Origin of the sequence: Lonepinella sp. BR2474 (assembly GCF_051851555.1) — a bacterium.
Taxonomy (GTDB): Bacteria; Pseudomonadota; Gammaproteobacteria; order Enterobacterales; family Pasteurellaceae; genus Lonepinella.
The window spans coordinates 104,452-127,271 of record NZ_JBPDVH010000003.1; the positions used below are offsets into that span (position 1 = coordinate 104,452).

The window sequence follows — 22,820 nt, forward strand, 5'->3', positions numbered from 1 at the left end:
AATATCCCCTCTCCCTCTAGGAGAGGGCTAGGGTGAGGGTAAAACAATGCCATTCTACCCTCACCTCCCGAAAATCCTAAGGATTTTCTCCTTCCGCTCCCAAAGGGAGAGGCTATAATAAAATACCATTTTACACCGCAGTTTGTACATATTGATAGCCATTTTCTTTTGGCACAAATTCAAAAATATGTGTAATACATTGCGGGGCATCTTGATCTTGGTGGGATACAAATAATAACTGTGTGCCACTGTGTTTCACGAGCTGATCAATAAAAGATTTCACCAAGCGACGATTTAAGCCATCAAGACCTTGCAAAGGTTCATCCAAAATTAAGACAGGGGGATATTTCACCATGGCACGGGTGATTAACAATAAGCGTTGTTGTCCCCAAGATAGCGAACGAAAGGGCTTTTTCGCCAATAGGGCTAAATTAATGCGTTCCAACCATTGCATGGCTTTCACGCGTAATGCGTCGGGAACACGTTGATACACACCAATGCTGTCAAAAAAACCAGAAATAATCACATCTAATACCGAGCAATTTACCCGATAATCCATGTGCAGTTGACTGCTAATATAGCCCATTTTAGATTTAATTTCCCAAATGGTTTCTCCCGAACCTCGTTGACGTCCAAAGAGACGAACAATGTTGCTGTAAGCTTGCGGATGGTCGCCCGTCAGAATAGACAACAAGGTGGATTTTCCTGCACCGTTCGGCCCTTTGATCCACCAATGTTGTTGCGGTAATACTCGCCACGTTAATTGATCTAAAATGACTTTATCTGCATATTGAATAGTCACCTTTTCTAATTCAAAGTGCGGTGTATTTGGGTCAAGTTTTTGCATGGGTTCGGTACATTCAGGTAAAGGTACATCCATCACATTTTCGGCATATTGTAGCTGTTGGAAAATACTCTGCTGTTCTATTTCGGCCCGCTCTCCCTGTAAAATCACTTCACAATGATCCAATAAGGCAATCTGTTTGGCGGCAGTAGGAATATCATTAAAACGATTGACGATCAGTAACAAACTGGTTTGTTGGGCTAATCTTTCCAGTAAATGTTGCCAATCTTGCACGGATTTTTGATCTAATCCCTCAAAAGGTTCATCTAAAATCAACAAATCAGGCTGTTGCACTAAGGTTTGTGCCAATAATATTTTACGGCTTTCCCCCGTGGAAAGGTGCATAAAAGGACGATCTAATAATGAGGTTATCCCCAATAGTTCGGCATATTGCTGACACAAGGCCTCATTTTTCGTCCCATTAAGAATGGTTTCACGGGCCGTTTTACCAAAATCATCCGGACTGATGCTGTCATTATTGCGTTCACGAAAGGTTTGTTCTAAGATTTTTTGCTGTTTTTCAAAAGAAAATTGCTGAATATGCTGAAAACTATTTTCATATTCTCCACTATAAACCGGTATTTTTCCCTCAATAGCCAGAGAAAATGCCGTTTTACCACTGCCATTACTCCCCACAACTACCCAGAAATCCCCTTGTCGAATTTGAAAGTGCGGTATTTTTAAACGATTTTTTTGTTGTAATAAAAATTCGGCTTGAATAATCTTGACCTGTTTCATTCCGTTTCCTTTTGCGAGTAACAATCCTTAGCCATAATATATCTGACAAACAAGCAAAAGAAAAGGCTAAACCAAAGTTTAGCCTTGCAATCAATCAAAATCTAAAATTATTTTTGATAGTAAGGTGTTGGGCCTTTAGGACCAGCAACTTTACTTGATTCAGATTGTTGTAAAACGGTACCTGACGCTTTGATTTCTACACGACGGTTTGGACGTAAACAATCTTTTAATGCTTGACCATTTTCGCCATCACAAGCCTTAACTTGGTTTGCTTTACCATGACCAGTCGCCACAAAGTTAGCTTGAACGCCTTGTTCAATTAAACGAGCTTTAACACGTTCAGCACGACGTTGAGATAAGTTTAAGTTGTAAGATTCAGAACCTAAACGGTCAGTATAACCGTCAACAGAAACATCTTTCGCACCTGAAGCTTTTAATTGTGAAGCAACGCTATCAACAACTTCTTTACCTTTTACAGTTAATACATCTTTATCGAAATCGAATAAGAAGTCACCGCTTAAGTTGAATGATGAGTTACCATTACAACCATTTGGGTACCAGAAGAAACTTTGTGCATTCATGTTTTTGTCAAATAAGATTTTGTATTGACAAATTTTGTGTTCACCGTTTTCACGATAGTTAAATGCGTAATCCCATTCACGAACACCGTATAAACCTTCAGCAAAATGTGGACGACCTAACAAGTTATATAATTGGTCTTTATTCATGCCACGTTCAACCATACGAACGTTGTCCCAGTTTGGCCATGAACCAAATTGTGAACCATCGTGGTTAAATCTTGATTGATCAATTTCAGGCCATACAAGATTTGCTACGGCTTGTTCTGCTGTCTCACCAGCTGGTTGACCTTCATCAGTAATATTACTTGAGTTTCCACAAGCAGCTAATGTGGTTGCAGCAACTGCTGATAAGAAAAAATGTGATAATTTCATTCGTTTTACCTTAATAAATGTTTCTATAATCCTATATTGAATAGTTATAGTTAAAATCACATAGTTTCAAATGCCGAAAACAATTTCACAACAAACGCAATATATGAACTCAACTATAATTCCCGTGCATAATAATATTAAATAGGCTGAAAGTAAATTAAATTTCGCTTTTTCGACAGACTTTTTTGTAAAGAAAAGTCAATTTTGCTACAAAAATGTCCGTTCATCACGCTTTAACCAACGCAACAAAAGATTATTCGCACTTTCTTCGGTTTGCTTACCAAACTTCTGTAACAAAGATTTCTTCTGTTTATATTGCACGCCAAGTACAGATTTTTCATCCATTGCTTGCAAAATGACATCATCACTGGTGGCAATGTCATCCACTAACCCTAAATCCAAGGCTTGTTGACCAAACCAATGTTCACCCGTGGCAATTTTCGCTACATCTAACTGAGGTCGATGTTGTGCCACAAATTGTTTAAATAATTCATGGGTTTCTTCCAATTCTTGTTGGAATTTTTGTTTACCTTTTTCAGTGTTTTCACCCAAAATAGTCACGGTGCGTTTATATTCGCCCGCCGTCATCACATCCACATCCACATCATGTTTCTTCAATAAACGATGAATATTTGGAATTTGTGCCACCACCCCAACAGAACCAATAATTGCAAAGGGGGCAGAAATAATACGATCTGCCACACAAGCCATCATATAGCCCCCACTGGCTGCCACTTTGTCCACCGATACGGTAAGTTTAATCCCTTTTTGTTTTAAACGAGCAAGCTGTGAAGCCGCTAAACCGTAGCCATGCACTACGCCACCGGGGCTTTCTAAACGTAATAACACTTCATCTTTTGCAGGATCGGCCACTTGCAAAATGGCACTAATTTCTTCACGTAATGCAGTGGTTTCAGATGCCTGAATATCGCCTTTAAAATTCAACACATACAAAGTCGGTTTCGCCTCTTGTTCGACAACTTCACCTTTTTTACGTTTGGCTTTCAAGGCTTTCGCTTTGGCTTTTTCCGCCTTTTTCTCGGCTTTTTCTTGCTCTTTTAATTCATCTTCCGTTAAATGAAAATCACGCAATTTTTTGCTGTTATCCTCATATTGTTCCGATAAATCAGTAATCTCCAATTCCCCATGGGAATGAGCCGATTTCTCTTTTAACGCCATAATCACGGCGACAATCCCCGCAATCACTAATAAAATGGTTAAAATTTCTAAAATAAAAATCCCATAACCAATTGCAATTTCAGACCACATTTCTGTTGTTTCTCCTATAAAAATACCTAAAAATACACCGCACTAGGGCGTGTCCCTATTTCATAAAGCGATGGATTTTGGAGGGAAAAAGCACATATTCAAGGCAAAAATTGCAGCCATAGTGGTGCTATGGCGAGAATTTTTAACGCAGAATAAGCGCTTTTTACCCCAAAAGACACGATTTTATGAAATAGGGATACGCCCTAACTACGCAACCCAATACCACGACGAATTAAATAATACGCTATGCCGTATAACACGGAAATAAACAAAATCAACACCGTAAAAGTATAAACCAACGGCACATCACTAATGCCTAAAAAACCATAACGAAACCCATTGATCATATACACAATCGGATTGAGTTTCGATACCCCTTGCCAAAATGGCGGTAACAGGGAAATCGAATAAAATACTCCCCCTAAATAGGTTAGCGGTGTCAACACAAAGGTCGGAATAATACTGATATCATCAAAAGATTGGGCAAAAACCGCATTTATCAATCCCCCTAAGGAAAAAGTTGCGGTAGTAAATAACAAGGTCAACGCAATCACGCCCCAAGAATGAATATCAAAGGACACAAAAAATAACGATACCATGGTGACTAATATCCCCACCAACAACCCACGAGCCATACCGCCGGCCATATAGCCTAAAATAATAATATGGGACGACACAGGGGAAATCAGTAATTCTTCCACATTACGTGCAAATTTGGTGCTATAAAAAGATGAAGCCACATTGGCAAAAGAATTGGTTAAAGATGACATCATAATCAAACCGGGGACAATAAATTGCATATAACTAAAACCGCCCATTTCGCCGATTCGGCTACCAATTAACTGCCCGAAAATCACAAAATATAAGGTCATGGTAATCACTGGAGGCACCAATGTTTGTACCCAAATTCGCATAAAACGGCGAATTTCTTTGCGTAGAATGGTATAAAATGCGACCCACATTAATTGCATGTTATTTCTCCTCTGTCACGGGTTTATTTAACGCCATTCGGACAAATAATTCTTCTAAACGGTTAGTTTTATTTCGCATACTGAGTACCTGTACTTGTTGCTCTGCCAGTTGAATAAACAGGGAATTTAGCCCTTGCTCTCGGTGAACTTCGACTTCAATAGAACATTGTTCTAAGGCGGTTATTTTGTAATCTTTAATTTGTGACAACGTCGCATTTTTATCCAAATCCAGAATAAAGGTTTCTATTTCCAATTTAGCCAGCAGATCTTTCATCGCCATATTTTGCACTAATCGCCCTTGCTGAATAATCCCAATATGGCGACATAACATTTCCGCTTCTTCTAAATAATGGGTGGTTAAAATAATGGTGGTACCTTGCTGATTAATTTCCGCCAAAAACGTCCACAAACTACGGCGTAATTCAATATCCACGCCGGCAGTTGGTTCATCTAAAATCAATAATTTAGGTTGGTGCATTAAAGCCCGTGCGATCATCAAACGGCGTTTCATGCCCCCTGATAATCTTCTCGCTTGCTGATGGCGTTTATCCCATAAATCTAATCGCTTTAACCAAGTTTCAGCACGTTGTAAGGCATCTGCACGAGTAATGCCATAATAACCGGCTTGATTAATTAAAATATCGATCACGTTTTCAAACTGGTTAAAATTAAATTCCTGTGGCACTAAACCGATACATTGCTTGACTAAATTCAACTGTTGATCTAAATCATAGCCAAACACCTTGACCGTGCCACTGGTTTTATTCACCAACGAGCTAATAATGCCGATAGTCGTCGATTTCCCTGCCCCATTATGTCCCAACAACGCATAAAAATCACCGCGTTCTACGGTTAAGTCAATCCCCTGTAACGCTTTGACACCATTTTTATACGACTTCGTTAAGCCTTTTATTTCTAATGCAAACATTTGCGTTTACCTTTTTTGTTATTCTTCTTATTTCAAGCCGACTATGATAACGTTTTTTACAAAATCAAGCAAAAAACACCGCACTTTTTCCGCCCTATTTTCGGGTTATTCAAGAAAAAATAATAATTCCCCTTGACAAAATTCTTTTGTACTAGTTTAATAGTACAAAAGAATTTTAATAAGGATATTTTATGTTTCAACCTTATATTCAGGTATTGAATAAACAAGTAGATTATCATCTTGATCTCACCCAAGTGCTAACCACCCTTTGTCCACCCAATACGAATAGTTTACTGCTCGAAAGTGCGGAGATTTCGAGCAAAAATAGTTTAAAAAGTTTGTTACTGATCAATGCGGCAGTAAAAATTTCTTGCACAGGACAAATTGTCACATTTAAAGCATTAACGGATAATGGAAACACCGTTTTAATTCACCTTGAAGAAAAGTTACAGGGTTTAGCTACACTCACGAAACTTAATCAAACTACCCTGCAAGCAGAATTTGCGGCACTCGATCAAAATCTTGATGAAGACAGTAAATTACAATCTGCCACCGTGTTTGACGGACTTCGTCAAATTGCTACGCTGTATTCTCATAGTCAAACACCCATTTTTTTAGGCGGATTATTTGCCTATGATTTAGTGGCAAATTTTATTCCAATGGACGGTATTCAGTTACAAGATGATGGTTTAACCTGCCCCGATTATGTCTTTTATCTAGCAGAAAATTTACTGCGTTTTGATCACCCAACTCAACAGGCGACATTACAAACTTTCTGTTTTAATTCCAAAGCATTAGTGGATTTGCAACAAAGTGCGGTGAAAATTTCGCAAGATTTACAGAATTTGAAACCGTTACCCGCCATTCAAAAAGCGGATACGCAGGTACAAATTAATCACGATGATGACAAATTTAAACAAATTATCACCGCACTTAAACGTCATATTTATGACGGTGATGTATTCCAAATCGTGCCATCTCGCCGTTTTTCGTTGCCTTGTCCCAATACGCTTGCAACCTATCGTCAGTTAAAATTGAACAATCCAAGCCCCTATATGTTCTTTATGCAAGATGATGAATTTACTCTATTCGGAGCATCACCTGAAAGTGCATTAAAATATTCGGCGGAAAATCGCCAGTTGGAAATTTACCCGATTGCAGGATCTCGCCCACGGGGATTTGATGCCAATGGTCAGATCGATCCTGAACTTGATGCTCGTTTAGAATTAGAAATGCGATTAGATCATAAAGAATTAGCCGAACATTTGATGTTGGTAGATTTAGCTCGTAACGATATTGCTCGAGTCTGCGAAAGCGGTACACGTCAAGTGTGTGATTTAATGCAGGTCGATCGCTATTCACATATTATGCACTTGGTTTCTCGTGTAGTGGGTAAACTTCGCCCTGAATTAGATGCCTTACACGCTTATCAAGCCTGTATGAATATGGGAACGCTAACAGGTGCACCGAAAATTAAAGCCATGCAGTTAATTTATCAATTTGAGCAAGAAAAACGCCATAGCTACGGAGGTGCAGTGGGCTATTTAGGTTCAGACGGTAATTTCGACACTTGCATTGTGATTCGTTCCGCCTTTGTACAAAATGGCATAGCACACGTGCAAGCAGGTTGTGGCGAAGTGTTGGATTCCGATCCACAAATGGAAGCGGACGAAACTCGTCATAAAGCTCGTGCGGTGTTAAATACCATTATTCAAACTAACCAACTCGCATAAGGAACAAATTATGGCAACTATCGTATTTTTAGACAATTTTGATTCCTTTACTTACAATCTGGTGGATCAATTCCGCACGCTGGGGCATAACGTAAAAGTCTATCGCAACGACTGCGATCTGGATTTTTTAACCAAAATCTGCCTTGAACCTGACAGTATTTTGGCACTCTCTCCCGGACCTGGTACACCTGCTCAAGCTGGCAATATGCTTGCCTTAATTGAGAAAGTCAAAAATCAAGTGCCGATTATTGGGATTTGTTTGGGACATCAAGCCTTAATTGAATCTTTCGGCGGCAAGGTGGTTCATGCAGGCGAAGTGTTACACGGCAAAGTGTCAAAAATCAACCATGATGAACAAGCCATGTTTAAGGATTTACCTAATCCGATGCCCGTGGCTCGCTATCATTCCCTAATGGGAACCGAATTACCCGATGAATTAATCGTCAATGCAGAATATCACCATATTATTATGGCAATTCGTCACCGCACCTTGCCAATTTGTGCCTTTCAATTTCACCCTGAAAGTATTTTAACTGTTCAAGGTGGAAAATTATTAGAAAATTCAATTCGTTGGTTAGTTAACCGATAAGAGGAAATTATGATTATTGTTTATGGTTTAAAACACACGCTTGCACCACGAAAACAGCAGATTATGCAGGCAATTTACGATTGCTTAAATATGCAACTGGATATTCCCCCACGTAAACATACTTTACGTTTTATCGGCTTAGAACGAGAAGATTTTTTCTGTCCCGAGGGGCGAACAGACGATTTTATTGTGGTTGAAATTAATCTAATGCAAGGGCGTTCCGAAGATACCAAAAAACGGCTAATAAAAATGCTGTTCTGTGAATTGGAACAACGGGCGGATATTAATGCCATTGATGTGGAAATCACCATTAAAGAACAACCGCCACATTGCTGGGGTTTCCGTGGTATGACAGGCGATGAAGCCAACGACTTAGCTTACAGTATTTATCGTTAAGGAAAGTATTATGCAAACTGAACAACTATTATCCCAACTCTTTGAAAAACAACCATTAAGCCAAAAACAAGCAGAACAACTATTTAACGCTGTTATGCACGGCGAATTAGCCAATGAACAATTAGCAGGGGCATTAATTGCTTTAAAATTACGTGGTGAAACACCAGAAGAAATCAGTGGTGCGGTCAATGCTGTGGTGGCAAATGCTCAACATTTCCCTACCCCACATTATGATTTTGCCGATATTGTCGGAACAGGTGGAGATGGTGCCAACACCATTAATATTTCCACTGCCTCTGCCATTGTGGCTGCCAGTCTTGGCTTTAAAGTCGCCAAACACGGCAATCGTAGTGTATCGAGCAAAACAGGGGCGAGTGATGTACTGAGTGCATTAGGGGTAAATATTGCGATGAATGCCAAAACTGCTCGTCAAGCCTTAGATGAAACCAATATCTGCTTTTTATGGGCACAACAATATCATCAAGGTTTTAAATATGCCGCCCCAGTTCGCCAAGCCTTGAAAACTCGCACATTGTTTAACATTCTTGGTCCACTATGCAACCCTGCTCGCCCAACGCATCAATTATTAGGGGTGTATTCGCCAGATTTAATTCAACCTTATGCGGAAACGGTAGTCCGTTTAGGCGGTAAAAATACCATTGTGGTACATGGTTCTGGTTTAGATGAAGTGGCGATTCACGGCAAAACCGATGTGGCAGAAATACGTCACGGCGAGATTACTTATTACAGCGTAACCCCTTATGATTTCGGTTTTGAACCACAACCACTAGAAAGCCTACGTGGGGGTGAACCCGCAGAAAATGCACAATTTCTCACCGCACTTTTACAAGGCAAAGGCAAAGCCGAACACGTTCAAGCCGTGGCAATGAACGTAGCCATGTTAATGAAAGTGTTTGGTCATCAAGATTTGAAACAAAATGCAGAACAAGTCCTTGGTGTGATAGCAAGCGGTAAACCTTATCAAACTTTGCTACAATTAACCCAGTATTAACATATAAACATTGTAGGGGCGTATTGCATACGCCCAAAAATCCTACATAAATCATGAATAATGATAAAATTGAGCGTTAGGGCGTATGCAATACGCCCCTACAACTGTCAAAATAATCCAGAAAAAAAATATGAACATCAACAAAAACGCCCCCACCATTTTACAAAAAATCGTACTCGATAAATTAGATTGGGTAAAACAGAAAAAAACCGAATTTCCGCTAAGCGAATTTCAACAAAAGATCACAAATTCTGACCGCAGTTTTTATCAGGCTCTAATGTCATCAAAGACACAAGGCAATCATCAACAACCTGCTTTTATTTTAGAATGTAAAAAAGCCTCGCCGTCTAAAGGCTTAATTCGTGCCGAATTTAATTTGGCAGAGATTGCCAATGTGTATAAACATTATGCGACTGCTGTTTCTGTACTGACTGATGAAAAATATTTCCAAGGCGATTTTGCTTATATTCAGCAAGTGCGAAATATCGTCAGCCAGCCCGTGTTATGCAAAGATTTTATGGTCGATGAATATCAAGTTTATCTCGCCCGATTCCATCAAGCAGATGCGATTTTATTGATGCTTTCCGTGGTAGATGATGAAACCTACCAAAAATTATCTCACCTTGCTCATCAGCTTGGCATGGGTGTATTAACCGAAACCAGCAATGAAGCGGAATTTGAACGAGCTTTGAGCTTAGGGGCAAAAATTATCGGGGTAAATAACCGTAATTTGCACGATCTCACGGTGGATTTAAATCGGGTGAAATATTTGGTAGAAAAATATCAACATCATATTCCAGCCGATACCCGAATTATCAGTGAATCAGGAATTTACACGCACGCTCAAGTGCAACAGCTAAAATCTGTGTCACACGGCTTTTTGATTGGCAGCAGTTTAATGGGAAGTCACGATTTAAATAACGCCGTACGTTCGGTGATTTTCGGCGAAAATAAAGTCTGCGGTTTAACCCGTCCGCAAGATGTGCAAGCAGTTTACAGCCAAGGTGCCTTATACGGCGGTTTAATCTTTGCGGAAAAATCCCCTCGTCAAGTCAGTCTTAGACAAGCACAAGAATTAGTCACCACTGCCCCACTGCGTTTTGTCGGTGTTTTTCAGAATCAAGAAATTGATTTTATCGTAAAAATTGCCAGCCAACTGCAACTTTTTGCAGTGCAATTACACGGTTCAGAAAATGCCGAATTTATCACCGCACTTCGTCAACAATTACCTGAAAATATTCAAATCTGGCAAGCGGTTTCGGTGGATATTGAAAAACAAACTGCGGTGCAAATTGATGAAATTCCAGAGATCAATCGCTATGTTCTTGATAGTAAACTTGGCAATCAACAAGGCGGTACAGGCAAGCCCTTTGACTGGTCAAAAATTCCTGCGGAATTGAAAAATCGTATTATGCTAGCAGGTGGAATTAGTCCAGAAAATATCGATCTTGCCTTACAACAAGGCTGTTTAGGGCTAGATTTAAATTCAGGCGTGGAAAGTGCCAAAGGCATAAAAAGTGCGGAGAAATTGACCGCAGTTTTTGAGAAAATTCATCAATATTAACCTATAAAAACGCCCCAATACGCTCTACGCATTGGGGCTATGTGTATCATTTTAACAACTTATTTTTCAGTTTCGTTGGCACTATTATTCACAATATGCAAATCCATTTGATCATAAGGAATGGAAATGCCCGCCTCGTCATAAGCCACTTTCACGTCCTCTAACATGGCCCAATAGACTTTCCAATAATCTGAATTTTTCACCCAACCACGTGCAATTAATTGTACACTGCTCGCCTCTAAGGAACCCACTGCAATCACTGGCTCAGGAGTTTTTAACACCATGTCATTTTTCGCAAAAATGGCAGCCACAATGTCTTTCGCTTGTTTAATATTCGACTCATAAGAAATATCAAAAGTTAAATCCACACGACGAGTCTCATTCAAGGAATAGTTAGTAATGCTATCGGCAAACACTTTGCCGTTTGGCACTAATACGGTTTTATTGTCACCTGTTCTAAGCTCCAACATTAATAAGCCCATTTGATGAACCGTTCCCGTGGTGCCAGACGTTTCAATAAAATCACCTTTATTAAAAGGTTTGAAGATCAGCAACATCACGCCCGCTGCAAAATTCTGCAAGGAATTTTGTAAGGATAAACCAATGGCTAAACCCGCCGCACCAATTAATGCCACTAGCGAGCTAGTATTAATGCCTAACTGGGAAAGTGAGGCAATCACCGTGATTAAAAGCAATAAGAAATAACTGATGGAACGCACAAAACTTTGTAACATTTCATCTTTGGTCGAGGCTAAGGCGGCTCGTCCTAATAAATTACTCACCACTCGAGTGATGATTTTCCCCACATAAAAGATGACAATCGCCAATAAAATTTTGGTACCATAAGGAATAATCCAGTCGTTTAATAAAGTGCCTAAATCCATATTCGACACTTCTTTCAGAATTTTTCCTGTTTCACCAATCACATCTAACTGTGCGGTTTCCGTTGCATTTTCTGCAGCCATTTTTGTTTCCTCTTTTGATTAAAATAAATTGTGACAAACCTACGTTACAAATCTACGTTACAAGCCCACGGCGGCTTTAATTCTGTCCGCAAACATCCCCACACTCAAAGCATAATAATTAGATCGGTTCCAATCTAAAATCGTGCGGAAATTATTCGATACTAAGAATGCTCGTCCCACTTGCTTATCGGGTTGCACTAACCACAAATTCGCTGAAGATAAGGCATTCAGTTTTTGCGCCTCTGCGCTGTTTTTTAGCATAATACCTCGGGCTTGCCAATCTTTCAGCGAGCGTGCTTTACCTTTTTCTGTTCCCGATAAGGCTAAATCAACCGGTTGAGTAAGCTGTACTTCCACGCCCCATGGTAAACGGTGATCCCACCCTACGGTGTGCAAATAGTTGGCAATAGAGGCAAACACATCATATTCATTTTTCCAAATATCTTTACGCCCATCGCTGTCACCGTCTGCGGCATAGTTTAAATAAGAGGTCGGCATAAATTGGGTTTGTCCCATTGCACCAGCCCATGAACCTAGCATTTGAGTTCGATTTAAATAGCCTTGATCAAGCATTTTCATGGCATTAATAAATTCTTGGCTAAATAATTTTTCACGACGGCCATCAAACGCTAAGGTCGCTAATACGGAAAGCACATCAAAATTACCTTGATAATAACCAAAACTGCTTTCCATACCCCATAAGGCTAAAATAAATTCTTGCTGTACGCCATATTTTTGGCTCGCTTTTTGCAGGGATGTACGCACATCCCAATAATTATTTTCGGCTTTATTTACTTTGGCTTGCGTAAGGTGTTTGTTAATATAATTTGTCGCTCCATTTGGATTCGGTGGAGCGGGTGGCTGATTTTTACGACGTGCCGCATTGCCTGCTTGTTTTTGATCTAAACGCACCGCACTTTCAATATAACGAATATTATTTTGTGCATTTAAGGTTTTCGCAGATACGCCTTGTCCTGCTGCTTTTTGTTTTAAAAATTGCACGTAATCATTAAAGTTATTTAGGGTACGAGCCTTACTATAGGTGGCATTGCTCCCCAATGCGTTGATCGAATTAGTTGTCTGATTTGATGATGAAGAACAACCAGCTAAAATTAAACTCGCACAAAGTGCGGTGATTTTTAATAATGTTTTCATTTACTTCCCTATTTTCGAATAAATTTATATAAAATTTCTAAACATGCTTTGGGCAATAAGCGTGGTAGCATACGAGATAAAAAGATCGCAAAACCTGATACTGGATCTTGTAATTTCACTTGCGATTTTAATTGATAAAGTTGCCATTCAAATTTGGCTTGCTCAATGCCACGTCGGCGACCCACCATGCCATTCCCTACCCTTGCATAAACCAGTACATCAGGCAAATTGGCGACATTTGTCGGATGGTGAGCGACTAAGTTAATCCACAAATAATAATCTTCTTGCAATCCTTGATAGCCGCCTGCTTTTAATACGGCTTGGCGTTGGTAAGCCACGGTCATGTGATTAAATGGGCAGCGTTTTTTGGTAAATGTCACAATATCGGAGGCTGTGGTCGGCACTTTTCGATAGCTTACAATATCTTCAATGTTTGCACCGAATTCAGCAATTTGACCACCTAAAATCACCACTTCAGGATGTTGTTCAATAAAAGCCACTTGTTTTTCAAAACGGTCAGGATAGCAAATATCGTCCGTATCCATGCGGAAAATCCAATCATGACTGGCCGCTTGAATCCCTTGATTTAAGGCTTTACCTAACCCAACATTTTGGGCTAAGGGGAGCAATTTAAGCGGTAAAATGGCGGTAAATTCATCAATCACCGCTTGTAATGCTGGCGTAATGGCACCGTCTAACACTAACAGAATTTCATCCGCCGGACGTGTTTGCGTCACTAAACTTTGTAAACATGCCCGTAAATATTCGGGTTTTTCCTTAATATATAAGGACATTAATACTGAAAATTTCATTGATTGTTCCGTTTAAATATAGCGTTTTAAATTTATCGCTAATTGAGGCGATATTGTACTGATAATCGCAATCATCAAATGTTTCACGTTATGGCTTAAACCAAAGATTTTAAAATAATAATAACCGGCTTTACGAGATAAATTCATGGCATGTGGATAAGACAACATATATAGCGAATTGATCGCAAAATTTTTCGCTTGCTGTTCGGTTTTGACATATTGTCGTCCGATAATCTCAATGGCTTTCTCGGTATTGACTGTATTCGTCGATACACTGGATCTTTGCGTATGAAATTGACAAATACTTAACGGCAGATCAACATACTTCGGACGAAAATCTGCTGAACTTACGGCTTTTAATACAAAATCATAATCTTCCAATGATTTCAATTCAGTCGATAATCCGCCTAACTGCCAAAAGAATGTTTTCTTGATGGCGATCATCGGCATGCCACCTATTTTATTGGCCAATAAAATCTTCTCTAATGAAATTTCATTGTCTTTTATTGGTTGAGTGATGTAGCTAAATTTCTCATTTACCATTTCACATTTGGCAGGATGATAAATAAAGTTCAGCGTTGGATTTTGCTCAATGGTTTCGGCAATAATTTGACATTTTCGCTCATCAAAACGATCATCATCGTCTAAAAATAATAACCACTCGCCTGTTGCCATTTTGGCACCATTATTACGACTTTGAGCGGGTCCAACATTTTGTTCATTACGAATAAGTTTAACCTCAAAGCTAAAAGTGCGGTCAATTTTTAACGGATTTGGCGAACAATCATCAACCACAATGACATCAAAATTCTTTGCGGTTTGTTGTTCTAAACTCACCAATAAACTATTGACTTCCAGATTACGATTATAGGAAGGTATGATAATACTAAACATGATTTTTTCTCACAATTTGTTTACCCTGCCCACCAAACAACGAAATAAACATTAAAAAGATAAACATAATCCCAGGGTAAGCGTAGGTATCGGCTTTGACATTTAATAAACTCAACAATAACAAGCTAGATAAAATAAATTTCCAACTACCATTAAACCAGTTATCCGCAATCCGTTTCACAAAATAACCTGTCACCACAAAACAAACCGCAATATAACCGATACCACCATATAATGCCTGACGAATAAAGCCAGAGTCCGATCCGCCGTAATAACCTTTGCCGTTCAGATTATAATATAAGCCGTCACCTATCATCAGTTGTTTTAAACTTGGCATAAATAAATGTTTTTGCATTAGGGTATCCGTGGAAGAAGATAACCCAGTAGAAATACCAATAAATTTAGACGCTGGACGATCTGTCCCATAAATCAAATTAATCAAGGGTTCTAAAGCATGTTCAATATAAAGGCTTGATTGATAATTTATGGCTAAAACAAAAATTAATACACCAAACAATATTATCGGCAAAATATAATCTCGTTTAAAATAAAGGACTAAGCTGAAAACGGAGAGTAATAAAAATGTTCTGCCTGAAATCAATCCGATACATAACATTAAAAACACATAAATCCCTTGCAATTTAGCGTGCTTCTCGGCATAAGCTAATAAAAAATGCAAAAGCATTAAATAAAAGGCACTTAATTGGAAAAAGGCGGATGATGTTATGTTGTATAAACGATATTCCTGCTCCGATCCTGTAAACTGCGGTAAAATGGCACTGGCATTTGTACCTAATGCAATGCTGACTAAAAACGGAATACCCGTTAATGCTAAAACACCCATAATAGACTGTGCCACTATTCCTATTTTAATATCTCGAATAAATAGGCTTTTTTCTTGTTGCAGATAAAATAAATTATAAATTGCAATCCCCAATATAAATATCACCAACAGTTTAATATACATACTCAGTACACCAAACTCTGCTGTACCATTAATCAAAATCGGGATCACGGAAACAAGCACTAAAGCAGCACAAACGAATAAACTGTCTGCTGGAATAATCACTTGATTAATTTGTTTTTTATACCATTTATAAGCCAACCATAACACTGCAATAACACCAGCGACTAGACTCATTCGGATAAAATGAAAAGCCCAAGGATCATAAAGATAAAATAAATTAAATAATGCTGACATTATAAATTTCTCTTAATCGCTAATAGCTTTTTGGCTGGAAATTTCAGCCATTTTTGCCACCAACTATGTTTTAAGGCGGCACGTAAATCGGCTAAATTACTGGCTAATTTGGGGTTTTCAATCACCATTAACGGACGAATCACGATAATATCTAAGCCTAATTGTTTCTCAAACCAAATAAAATCATCTGCCAACCAAAAGATTTTTTGCTGTTGTTCAATGTAATCTAAGAACTTTTGACAAGCCGATTTTTTTATTAAATAAGCCACCGTGCCTGCAAAATAATTTTTATAAGGATAAGCATAACGATAACCCGTTGTCGCTATCTTCTTTTGCAGAAAACGAAATGTGGTTGGATAATTAATCTTCAACTCAATATCATCAAAGGTTGGGATTTTTGATTGTCCGACTAGAATAATATCGGCGGTGAAGTTTTCAGTTAAAAGTGCGGTCAAATTTTGCTGAAAATTTTCTGCCAACAACGCATCATCTTCACAGACTAAAGCATAGTCATTTGCTTGAACAGTCTCATCATCTACAATTTTTTGATAAATCGCTAAATGGCTTAAAGTACAACCAATTTCACCTTTAGTCACTTCTCGTCCGTAGGCTTGTTTAAACCCATTAAAATCAAAACGGCTTTCTAATTCTGATGGTGACAAATTCATGGTATTAATGGCATTAAATACGTTAAAATCTGCTGTATCTGGTTGAGAGAAAAATAATTCCCTACGCTGTATGTCTTTTTCTAAAGAAATTAAAAATTTTCGCATTTTACACCGCACTTTATTGTTCAGTTGTGTTAGTCACCAACATATCGGTGATCGGATATTTAAAATAATAAATTAACGAAATCAATAAACGAGTTAAACTGGCTCCAATAAGGGCATAAGCCAAACCATATAATTGAAGATCACGTAATAAATAAAATAAAACCACAAATACCACAATAGCAATTAATTGTCGCACAAACAATAAAATCTGTTTGCCAAATAGCAACATATTTTGTGATAGCACCCAAGATAGACCAGCAATAATCGCATTCACAATAAACCAAATTAACACCGGTGCGACTTCAATATATTTAGCACTGAAGAAAAACGCAATCACTGGCTTGGCTAACAACGGCACCAGAATTAATGCTCCAACGCTAATTAACGCAATCACGACTAACACGGATTTAATTCGATTTAATTTATTTAATAAGCCCGAATAATAATAATCCGCCAACATATTAATAAATTTGGTCATTAAGCTATCAAAAGCAATACACACCGTGTAAAGACCTAACGTATAATGGCCAAGAAAATACACCACCAAAAATTTATCTAAACTGGCAGTGGTCGCCCCAAAGGTTTGCAATACATTTTGCTTAAACCAAGTGGTGAAGAAAAATTTGCGATCAATGGAAACCACTTGATTACGTTGGGTAAAATCTTTATCAATTTGATATAAATAAATAAGACAAAAAATAGCCTGAATAGTGCTGTATAAGGTTAATAAATACAGGGCAATTTGGAGTGGTTGCTCCTGAAATAACAGATAAGTCACGCCATACACCAACACCAACAAAATCGGTTGTTGTAAGGTTAAACGACGATAAACGATCATCTTAGGATCAATTTTACTTTTTTCCAGCGTAACGGTTAACACGGCGGTTAATAGTACATTCAACATAAATAAGCCGTAATAATCCGTCACATTAAAGAAAAACACGGCGATACTTGCGACCAATACAGCTAAGGCTAAAAATAACAGAAAATAACCTTTCCAATGTGTATATTGGTTATTCCGCATACTCAAAGCAAACGCAAAACCAACTCCCCCAGTGGCAAACGTAGTCACATAAGAAACCGAAGTCACAAACAACTGATGTATTCCCCGAGCTTGTACCGATAACAAGCGAGCTAAGATAAAAGAGCTAACCAAGGTCAACCCCATACTGAATACCGTTACCGCAATGAGTTTAATAAAATGATTATTTTTCATAGAGCGTTGTGTAATCTATGTCTTTTGTCCATTGCTGATAATAACCTGAATTTTTACCATAGGAATTATCACACACTTGATTTGGAATACCCAATAAACAAGAAAAAATATGTCCATGTAATCGGCTGGTAATCACATTATCATAGCTTAAAAAAATCCTTTGACAGCGTTCGATCACGTTTAACGCATGTTGATACCACAGATCGTTAATTTTATTTTTCATAAACGCTAAATGAAATTTATTGGCGATTTTGGAAAAACGACTACACCATAATTCAAATTTCAAATCACTTGGTAATAAAATATCTTCCCAATCTTTCACGTTATCTAGGTTAGCTAATTGAGCTTGAATTTCTGTTTCAATATAGCTTTTTTCAATATCTTTGCGTAAAAAATAGAGTGTTTTTTGCACCGCACTTTGGTGCAAACTGCGGTCTTTTTGTAGCAAGTTTCCGTAAAGCTGATGAGCCATATCAGGCGACAAATAACTATTCTTCGAAAAATGGCTTTGCATTAATTGAAAGGTTTTACTATCACGTGCAAATAAATGCAGATCAGAATGAGAGGAAAATAATTCTGCGGCTGCCAACATGGCTTTTTGATTGGAAAAATGAGCGGTTTGTGGCAATAAAATGATCCGATTATGCGGAAATTCACGCACAATTTCTTCCCGCATTTGTTGAATGAGCGGATACAGATCACCAAAGTTTCCGCCACCATGACACAAAATCGTGGTATTCGGTTGAATATATTTTTTGACTTCATGAATATCAAAAGCCTGCAATGAGCGTCTTAAACGAATCTTGATGTGATAATCTTTGAAAAATTGTTCCGTGCCAGCATAGATTAATAAATCCCCGACATTTAAATGTAACGGATAATCAAAATACAGCACGTCATTTTTATCTATGATTAAGCTGTTAATTTGTTGTAATTTTTGTTTTAATGATTGTAAGATTTCATTCATTCGTCAATCAGGTTCCACAGCGAAAAGTCAGTTCACAAACGCATATCATAGCATTTTTCACACTGTTTGACAGCGTTTTAATGTGGGGAATTTCCCTGTGGCTAGATCGGAGAAGATGCGGAGCATCGTTACCATGCTTAACCCTGCACGTGAGTGCAGGGTATCTCACTTGCCCAACGCCCCAAAATCCCGTAAAATCCCCCTAAAAACCACCGCACTACAAGGTTCGCACAATGTCCTATTACGCTGATTCACCACTTAACACCTTAAAACACCGTTTTCATCTGTTGCCGGAATACGAAAAAATGTCTTTTGTGCGGTTTGCCAAAATCACCTTGGCGAAACCTAGCCCGAAAACCGTGACGACTTGTCCCCATTGTCAATCAGACCATTTTGTCAAAAATGGCTTTAAATATTGTGCGGATGACAGCGGCACGAAAACCCAGCGTTATTTGTGTCGGGGTTGTGGCAAGTCGTTTGTGGAAAATTCAGGGACGATTTTGTATGGCAGTAAACGGGATTTATCCACGTGGAAAGAATATATCCATTGTTTGATTAAAAAAGAAAGCTTGCGAGACGCCGCAGCGATTTGTGGCATTAGTCTCGCCACGTCGTTTGCGTGGCGGCATAAAATTCTCGACACCTTGCAATACATGATGGAAGATATCACCCTAGACGGCGTTGTGCAAGCGGATGAAACCTTTTTCAACATCTCACGCAAAGGTGCGCATCGGGCCTGTTTTCCCGAAGATGACAAAGATTATGGCGATCCGCTTAAGGTTTATGAAGAAACGGATGAAGATCTCGCCAAACAACAAGCAGAACGTGCCATCCTCAAAGCTGCTCAACAAGAGACGCAGAGAAAACGAGGGATCTCGGACCAAAAAGTGGCCGTAGTTTGTGCGGTGAGTTTAAACCGCTCCATTGCCAAAGCCGCCAATACAGGGCGAACCAGCTACCAACAATTAAAAAGCGTGTTAGACGGCAAAATCAAACCCAATTCGATTTTAGTCAGCGATTCGGCAGCGATTTACAAAAAATTTGCCAAAGAAAACAACCTAGAACACCACGCCATTCCGAGAGGCAAACATAAACAAGACGGTTATCATTTAGCTTATCTGGGTAGCTATCACGCCAAATTAAAAAATATGATTGAAAATCGGTTTAAATGTGTCGCCACCAAATATTTAAATAACTATTTGGCATATCACAATTTTATTGCTAGCGGTGCGAAAACGAATGCGGAAAAAGAAACCCTGTTATTAGATTTTATCCGCAACACGCCGTGCGTGTCCAAAGTACGAGATTTCGCCAAACGCCCCGCCTTTCCGTTTCCGATGGAAGACGATCCCGAAATCCTGAAAAAAGAGCAAGAAATAAAGGCGAAAGCCGCAGAAAAACGCAAACATACCATTGCCGTTCGTAAGGAATGGAAAGAGCGAGCGAAGAAATATACGTCATCGTAAATTTTTTCCACTCTTACATTAACTCCCAAAGAAAAAGGACACCTTTTACAGTGTCCTTCCCTTTACGACCTAAGCCGAAATTTAGCGCTCTAAGGCGATTGGGTTTATTATAAGATCGGTTTCATCATTTTTCAACAATATTTTTGCATTTAATGCGATTATGACGTGTTTTTGAATATCCGCTACGATGTTTTTAGGCAAATGCAGGCTTAATTTTTCTGCTCCATTGATGATGTAATAAAGCCTTTTAGTGCTAATCGTGGTAATCCGTTCACATAACGCCCAACGTTCTCTTTTATCATAAAAGTCCGTGATCTGAAATAATTCAGGATCTAGGGGAACGTGATATTTCATCAAATAATTTCGATTACTTTCATTTGACGAAATCGGCACAACTAACGCACTTTTACCATCAATATTGCCATTTAAAACCGCAACGATCCGTTTTTTACGCATTTCAGGCGGTATATGCCCATCACAATGTTCAGTTTCTGACCATTGACCGAAATCACATTCTAAAATTTCGCCCACTTTAGGACGATGTTTAATTGCCATTGTTATTATACCTAAATTTCAAATTAGTTGTATTTTAACACATTTGTTTTTTTATACAATGTATTTACTGCAATTTTCACCCCAACAGTTTATCACTTCACCTATTCAACTTGTATATTTTTCAATCACAACTTGTGCAAAAAAAAAACAATGATAGAATGCGAGCAAATTTTGTAAGTATAACTTCAAAATGAAATAAATCATTACCGACAAACGTATTAATAAAGGTGAAATTATGAATAATGTATGTACATCGTTTCCTTGGTCAACAGTCGAAATAGCCGCTTGGGTTGTAACAACGCTCATAGCTATTGTCCCTATCTGTTTAACAAGATATACAAATAACTTAAATACTAGAAGGGATCTCTCAAACGAATTAAAAGACTACCTAAATCAATTAGATAAATTAGAGAATGATCTAATTGATTATGTAAAACTAACCCAAAACACCTTAGAAGATATATTATTTAAAGATGAACAAAACTCTAATAATTCAATTCAAAATATCGCTATATATGTATTACATAAAAGTAGAGAACCTAGTGATTTTTTGAAAACATATTTACAAGAATATAGTGAAGATATAACCCTAGACATACTAGATGACATAAAAATAATAGATGAAGAACTAAATGAAATTGTAGGTAAATATAAAATAAAAAAACTATCTAAATATCACGAAAACCTAATAGAAAAAATAAAAACAAAGAGAAAATTTATCATTCTTATTAGATCAAAAATTTGGTATTCAAGGGATTTTTTACGAACATCGACCACAAATAATATAGAAAAATCAGATGAAAACATTCTCAAAGATATTCAAAAAAATATTGATGATATATTTGCTTGGTATTGGAAAAAATTAAACACTAGTCAAACTAAATTTAAACAATGTGTAGAGAAAGAACTCGAAGAATTCAATAAACAAAAACAGGAAAATAAAAAACACCGCCTAACAAAGACTGGTAACCCCCCCAAGACAAATCTTAAACGGCGTAGCCCAAACTGTTATAACTTAGTGTTGATGATTTGGGTGTTTTCCCTGATTATATTTACAAGGTATGTATTTTTAAATTAATTTTCAAATTTTTTTGTAAATAATTAAAAAATATCTTCCTTTTATTTTAATCTACGATAACATCCAAATTTAATAAATATTAAATAATCATAACAATAAATAATATTTGGAGAAAAGAAAAAAATGAAACTCATTAAATTAAGTTTAGCATTAATTGCATTATTATTTATACAATCAACTTTTGCAAAAACAAATTCAGATAATGAAAAATATGGTTGCCAAGCCAGCACTGCTTATCTTAAACAAACTTATTCTGATTTTTATTGCACACCTGATGGTACTAAGTTATTTACCTATGGTAAAGTTACTAAGGAAATGAAAAATATTAAAAGTACCTTTAGAAATAAAACATATACTTACAAAGACTTAATTAAACCACTAGACTATAATAAATTAATTGGGTTTGAAGAATTTAAAATGGATTTTGATAGCTTTTACTTTGAATTAGATAAAAAATTAAATAATCTAACAGAAGCACAATTTATGCAAGTTTTAAAAATAAGAGGCGATTACTTGGAAAAAATATTGAATAATAGATTTTATAACCAAGGTGTAGTAAATACATTATTTGGAATAGATAAAAGAATTATCTCTTTGTTTGATAAATTCAAAGTAAGCCAAGAAAATCAAAAATTATTTAAAACTGGTTCTGCTGAAAAAATAAAAACCCTAAGAGTTATGAGTAACTATATTGAACTTACTCCATATTAGTATGCTCAACTAAAAAGGCAATAATATTTA

The 22,820-nt window shown here is 37.6% G+C and carries 22 protein-coding genes; 8 read left to right on the plus strand and 14 right to left on the minus strand.

Going from position 1 to position 22,820, the window contains the following annotated elements; genetic code table 11:
* Positions 1 to 130: 130 nt before the first annotated feature.
* The 5 genes from modF to ACTG7Q_RS05490 form a co-directional block, all read right to left on the minus strand.
* Complete coding sequence (gene modF / locus ACTG7Q_RS05470) at positions 131 to 1,582, minus strand: molybdate ABC transporter ATP-binding protein ModF (protein WP_439241694.1); 1,452 nt, start codon at positions 1,580 to 1,582, stop codon at positions 131 to 133.
* Positions 1,583 to 1,689: 107 nt separating this feature from the next.
* A complete protein-coding gene (locus tag ACTG7Q_RS05475) occupies positions 1,690 to 2,535 on the minus strand; it encodes an OmpA family protein (RefSeq protein ID WP_439241696.1) in 846 nt (281 codons plus the stop codon).
* Between the two features lie 207 nt (positions 2,536 to 2,742).
* Complete coding sequence (gene sohB, locus ACTG7Q_RS05480; RefSeq protein WP_439241698.1) at positions 2,743 to 3,804, minus strand: protease SohB; 1,062 nt, start codon at positions 3,802 to 3,804, stop codon at positions 2,743 to 2,745.
* A 203-nt stretch (positions 3,805 to 4,007) separates the two neighbouring features.
* The gene (locus tag ACTG7Q_RS05485) at positions 4,008 to 4,775 is read right to left on the minus strand and encodes an ABC transporter permease (protein WP_439241700.1); all 768 of its coding nucleotides are present in this window, start codon (positions 4,773 to 4,775) and stop codon (positions 4,008 to 4,010) included.
* A gap of 1 nt (position 4,776) precedes the next feature.
* A complete protein-coding gene (locus ACTG7Q_RS05490; RefSeq protein ID WP_439241702.1) occupies positions 4,777 to 5,703 on the minus strand; it encodes an ABC transporter ATP-binding protein in 927 nt (308 codons plus the stop codon).
* 191 nt (positions 5,704 to 5,894) lie between these two features.
* Between ACTG7Q_RS05490 and trpE the strand changes: the two genes are divergently transcribed.
* The 5 genes from trpE to trpCF all read left to right on the plus strand — a co-directional run bounded on the left by trpE (position 5,895) and on the right by trpCF (position 10,997).
* The gene (gene trpE / locus ACTG7Q_RS05495; RefSeq protein WP_439241704.1) at positions 5,895 to 7,436 is read left to right on the plus strand and encodes an anthranilate synthase component I; all 1,542 of its coding nucleotides are present in this window, start codon (positions 5,895 to 5,897) and stop codon (positions 7,434 to 7,436) included.
* A gap of 10 nt (positions 7,437 to 7,446) precedes the next feature.
* On the plus strand, positions 7,447 to 8,025 hold the full coding sequence (locus ACTG7Q_RS05500) for an aminodeoxychorismate/anthranilate synthase component II (RefSeq protein ID WP_386686329.1): 579 nt from the start codon (positions 7,447 to 7,449) through the stop codon (positions 8,023 to 8,025).
* A gap of 9 nt (positions 8,026 to 8,034) precedes the next feature.
* Positions 8,035 to 8,421, plus strand: coding sequence for a tautomerase family protein (locus tag ACTG7Q_RS05505; RefSeq protein WP_132302453.1), 387 nt, complete (start codon positions 8,035 to 8,037; stop codon positions 8,419 to 8,421).
* Positions 8,422 to 8,431: 10 nt separating this feature from the next.
* The gene (trpD, locus tag ACTG7Q_RS05510; protein ID WP_439241707.1) at positions 8,432 to 9,433 is read left to right on the plus strand and encodes an anthranilate phosphoribosyltransferase; all 1,002 of its coding nucleotides are present in this window, start codon (positions 8,432 to 8,434) and stop codon (positions 9,431 to 9,433) included.
* 130 nt (positions 9,434 to 9,563) lie between these two features.
* Entirely contained in the window at positions 9,564 to 10,997 is a 1,434-nt protein-coding gene (trpCF, locus tag ACTG7Q_RS05515) for a bifunctional indole-3-glycerol-phosphate synthase TrpC/phosphoribosylanthranilate isomerase TrpF (RefSeq protein ID WP_439241709.1), read from the plus strand.
* 59 nt (positions 10,998 to 11,056) lie between these two features.
* On the opposite strand, the gene ACTG7Q_RS05520 is transcribed toward trpCF, so the two are convergent.
* Genes ACTG7Q_RS05520 through ACTG7Q_RS05555 form a run of 8 tightly spaced genes read right to left on the minus strand, consistent with a single transcriptional unit; the run spans position 11,057 to position 18,980 of the window.
* Positions 11,057 to 11,962, minus strand: a complete 906-nt coding sequence (locus tag ACTG7Q_RS05520) for a mechanosensitive ion channel family protein (RefSeq protein ID WP_439241711.1) — start codon at positions 11,960 to 11,962, stop codon at positions 11,057 to 11,059.
* A 57-nt stretch (positions 11,963 to 12,019) separates the two neighbouring features.
* Positions 12,020 to 13,117, minus strand: a complete 1,098-nt coding sequence (locus ACTG7Q_RS05525; protein ID WP_439241713.1) for a lytic murein transglycosylase — start codon at positions 13,115 to 13,117, stop codon at positions 12,020 to 12,022.
* Between the two features lie 8 nt (positions 13,118 to 13,125).
* A complete protein-coding gene (locus ACTG7Q_RS05530; RefSeq protein ID WP_439241715.1) occupies positions 13,126 to 13,929 on the minus strand; it encodes a glycosyltransferase family 2 protein in 804 nt (267 codons plus the stop codon).
* Between the two features lie 12 nt (positions 13,930 to 13,941).
* Positions 13,942 to 14,823 carry a glycosyltransferase family 2 protein gene (locus ACTG7Q_RS05535; RefSeq protein ID WP_439241717.1) on the minus strand — a complete coding sequence of 294 codons (882 nt, stop codon included), beginning with the start codon at positions 14,821 to 14,823 and terminating at the stop codon, positions 13,942 to 13,944.
* Positions 14,816 to 16,024 carry a hypothetical protein gene (locus ACTG7Q_RS05540; protein ID WP_439241719.1) on the minus strand — a complete coding sequence of 403 codons (1,209 nt, stop codon included), beginning with the start codon at positions 16,022 to 16,024 and terminating at the stop codon, positions 14,816 to 14,818. The genes ACTG7Q_RS05535 and ACTG7Q_RS05540 overlap by 8 nt, the downstream gene beginning before the upstream one ends.
* Positions 16,024 to 16,797 carry a glycosyltransferase family 25 protein gene (locus ACTG7Q_RS05545; protein ID WP_439241721.1) on the minus strand — a complete coding sequence of 258 codons (774 nt, stop codon included), beginning with the start codon at positions 16,795 to 16,797 and terminating at the stop codon, positions 16,024 to 16,026. Before ACTG7Q_RS05545 ends, ACTG7Q_RS05540 begins: the two co-directional genes overlap by 1 nt.
* A gap of 13 nt (positions 16,798 to 16,810) precedes the next feature.
* Positions 16,811 to 18,013 (minus strand): lipopolysaccharide biosynthesis protein, encoded by a 1,203-nt coding sequence (locus ACTG7Q_RS05550; protein ID WP_439241723.1) that lies wholly within the window; start codon positions 18,011 to 18,013, stop codon positions 16,811 to 16,813.
* Positions 18,003 to 18,980 carry a polysaccharide pyruvyl transferase family protein gene (locus ACTG7Q_RS05555; RefSeq protein WP_439241725.1) on the minus strand — a complete coding sequence of 326 codons (978 nt, stop codon included), beginning with the start codon at positions 18,978 to 18,980 and terminating at the stop codon, positions 18,003 to 18,005. Before ACTG7Q_RS05555 ends, ACTG7Q_RS05550 begins: the two co-directional genes overlap by 11 nt.
* 233 nt (positions 18,981 to 19,213) lie before the next feature.
* On the opposite strand from ACTG7Q_RS05555, the gene ACTG7Q_RS05560 reads away from it, so the two are divergent.
* Positions 19,214 to 20,446 (plus strand): IS1595 family transposase, encoded by a 1,233-nt coding sequence (locus tag ACTG7Q_RS05560; protein ID WP_439241727.1) that lies wholly within the window; start codon positions 19,214 to 19,216, stop codon positions 20,444 to 20,446.
* A gap of 81 nt (positions 20,447 to 20,527) precedes the next feature.
* On the opposite strand, the gene ACTG7Q_RS05565 is transcribed toward ACTG7Q_RS05560, so the two are convergent.
* Entirely contained in the window at positions 20,528 to 21,001 is a 474-nt protein-coding gene (locus ACTG7Q_RS05565; RefSeq protein WP_439241729.1) for a type II toxin-antitoxin system PemK/MazF family toxin, read from the minus strand.
* A gap of 235 nt (positions 21,002 to 21,236) precedes the next feature.
* Between ACTG7Q_RS05565 and ACTG7Q_RS05570 the strand changes: the two genes are divergently transcribed.
* Positions 21,237 to 22,079 (plus strand): hypothetical protein, encoded by an 843-nt coding sequence (locus tag ACTG7Q_RS05570; protein ID WP_439241731.1) that lies wholly within the window; start codon positions 21,237 to 21,239, stop codon positions 22,077 to 22,079.
* 123 nt (positions 22,080 to 22,202) lie between these two features.
* Positions 22,203 to 22,790: a hypothetical protein gene (locus ACTG7Q_RS05575; RefSeq protein ID WP_439241732.1), complete on the plus strand. Its 588-nt coding sequence runs from the start codon at positions 22,203 to 22,205 to the stop codon at positions 22,788 to 22,790.
* The last annotated feature ends 30 nt before the right edge of the window (positions 22,791 to 22,820 follow it).

Excerpts from the sequence above, each read along its gene's own strand:
- modF (WP_439241694.1), bottom strand. The coding sequence starts at position 1,582 with ATGAAACAGGTCAAGATTATTCAAGCCGAATTTTTATTACAACAAAAA.
- ACTG7Q_RS05475 (WP_439241696.1), bottom strand. The coding sequence starts at position 2,535 with ATGAAATTATCACATTTTTTCTTATCAGCAGTTGCTGCAACCACATTA.
- sohB (WP_439241698.1), bottom strand. The coding sequence starts at position 3,804 with ATGTGGTCTGAAATTGCAATTGGTTATGGGATTTTTATTTTAGAAATT.
- ACTG7Q_RS05485 (WP_439241700.1), bottom strand. The coding sequence starts at position 4,775 with ATGCAATTAATGTGGGTCGCATTTTATACCATTCTACGCAAAGAAATT.
- ACTG7Q_RS05490 (WP_439241702.1), bottom strand. The coding sequence starts at position 5,703 with ATGTTTGCATTAGAAATAAAAGGCTTAACGAAGTCGTATAAAAATGGT.
- trpE (WP_439241704.1), top strand. The coding sequence starts at position 5,895 with ATGTTTCAACCTTATATTCAGGTATTGAATAAACAAGTAGATTATCAT.
- ACTG7Q_RS05500 (WP_386686329.1), top strand. The coding sequence starts at position 7,447 with ATGGCAACTATCGTATTTTTAGACAATTTTGATTCCTTTACTTACAAT.
- ACTG7Q_RS05505 (WP_132302453.1), top strand. The coding sequence starts at position 8,035 with ATGATTATTGTTTATGGTTTAAAACACACGCTTGCACCACGAAAACAG.
- trpD (WP_439241707.1), top strand. The coding sequence starts at position 8,432 with ATGCAAACTGAACAACTATTATCCCAACTCTTTGAAAAACAACCATTA.
- trpCF (WP_439241709.1), top strand. The coding sequence starts at position 9,564 with ATGAACATCAACAAAAACGCCCCCACCATTTTACAAAAAATCGTACTC.
- ACTG7Q_RS05520 (WP_439241711.1), bottom strand. The coding sequence starts at position 11,962 with ATGGCTGCAGAAAATGCAACGGAAACCGCACAGTTAGATGTGATTGGT.
- ACTG7Q_RS05525 (WP_439241713.1), bottom strand. The coding sequence starts at position 13,117 with ATGAAAACATTATTAAAAATCACCGCACTTTGTGCGAGTTTAATTTTA.
- ACTG7Q_RS05530 (WP_439241715.1), bottom strand. The coding sequence starts at position 13,929 with ATGAAATTTTCAGTATTAATGTCCTTATATATTAAGGAAAAACCCGAA.
- ACTG7Q_RS05535 (WP_439241717.1), bottom strand. The coding sequence starts at position 14,823 with ATGTTTAGTATTATCATACCTTCCTATAATCGTAATCTGGAAGTCAAT.
- ACTG7Q_RS05540 (WP_439241719.1), bottom strand. The coding sequence starts at position 16,024 with ATGTCAGCATTATTTAATTTATTTTATCTTTATGATCCTTGGGCTTTT.
- ACTG7Q_RS05545 (WP_439241721.1), bottom strand. The coding sequence starts at position 16,797 with ATGCGAAAATTTTTAATTTCTTTAGAAAAAGACATACAGCGTAGGGAA.
- ACTG7Q_RS05550 (WP_439241723.1), bottom strand. The coding sequence starts at position 18,013 with ATGAAAAATAATCATTTTATTAAACTCATTGCGGTAACGGTATTCAGT.
- ACTG7Q_RS05555 (WP_439241725.1), bottom strand. The coding sequence starts at position 18,980 with ATGAATGAAATCTTACAATCATTAAAACAAAAATTACAACAAATTAAC.
- ACTG7Q_RS05560 (WP_439241727.1), top strand. The coding sequence starts at position 19,214 with ATGTCCTATTACGCTGATTCACCACTTAACACCTTAAAACACCGTTTT.
- ACTG7Q_RS05565 (WP_439241729.1), bottom strand. The coding sequence starts at position 21,001 with ATGGCAATTAAACATCGTCCTAAAGTGGGCGAAATTTTAGAATGTGAT.
- ACTG7Q_RS05570 (WP_439241731.1), top strand. The coding sequence starts at position 21,237 with ATGAATAATGTATGTACATCGTTTCCTTGGTCAACAGTCGAAATAGCC.
- ACTG7Q_RS05575 (WP_439241732.1), top strand. The coding sequence starts at position 22,203 with ATGAAACTCATTAAATTAAGTTTAGCATTAATTGCATTATTATTTATA.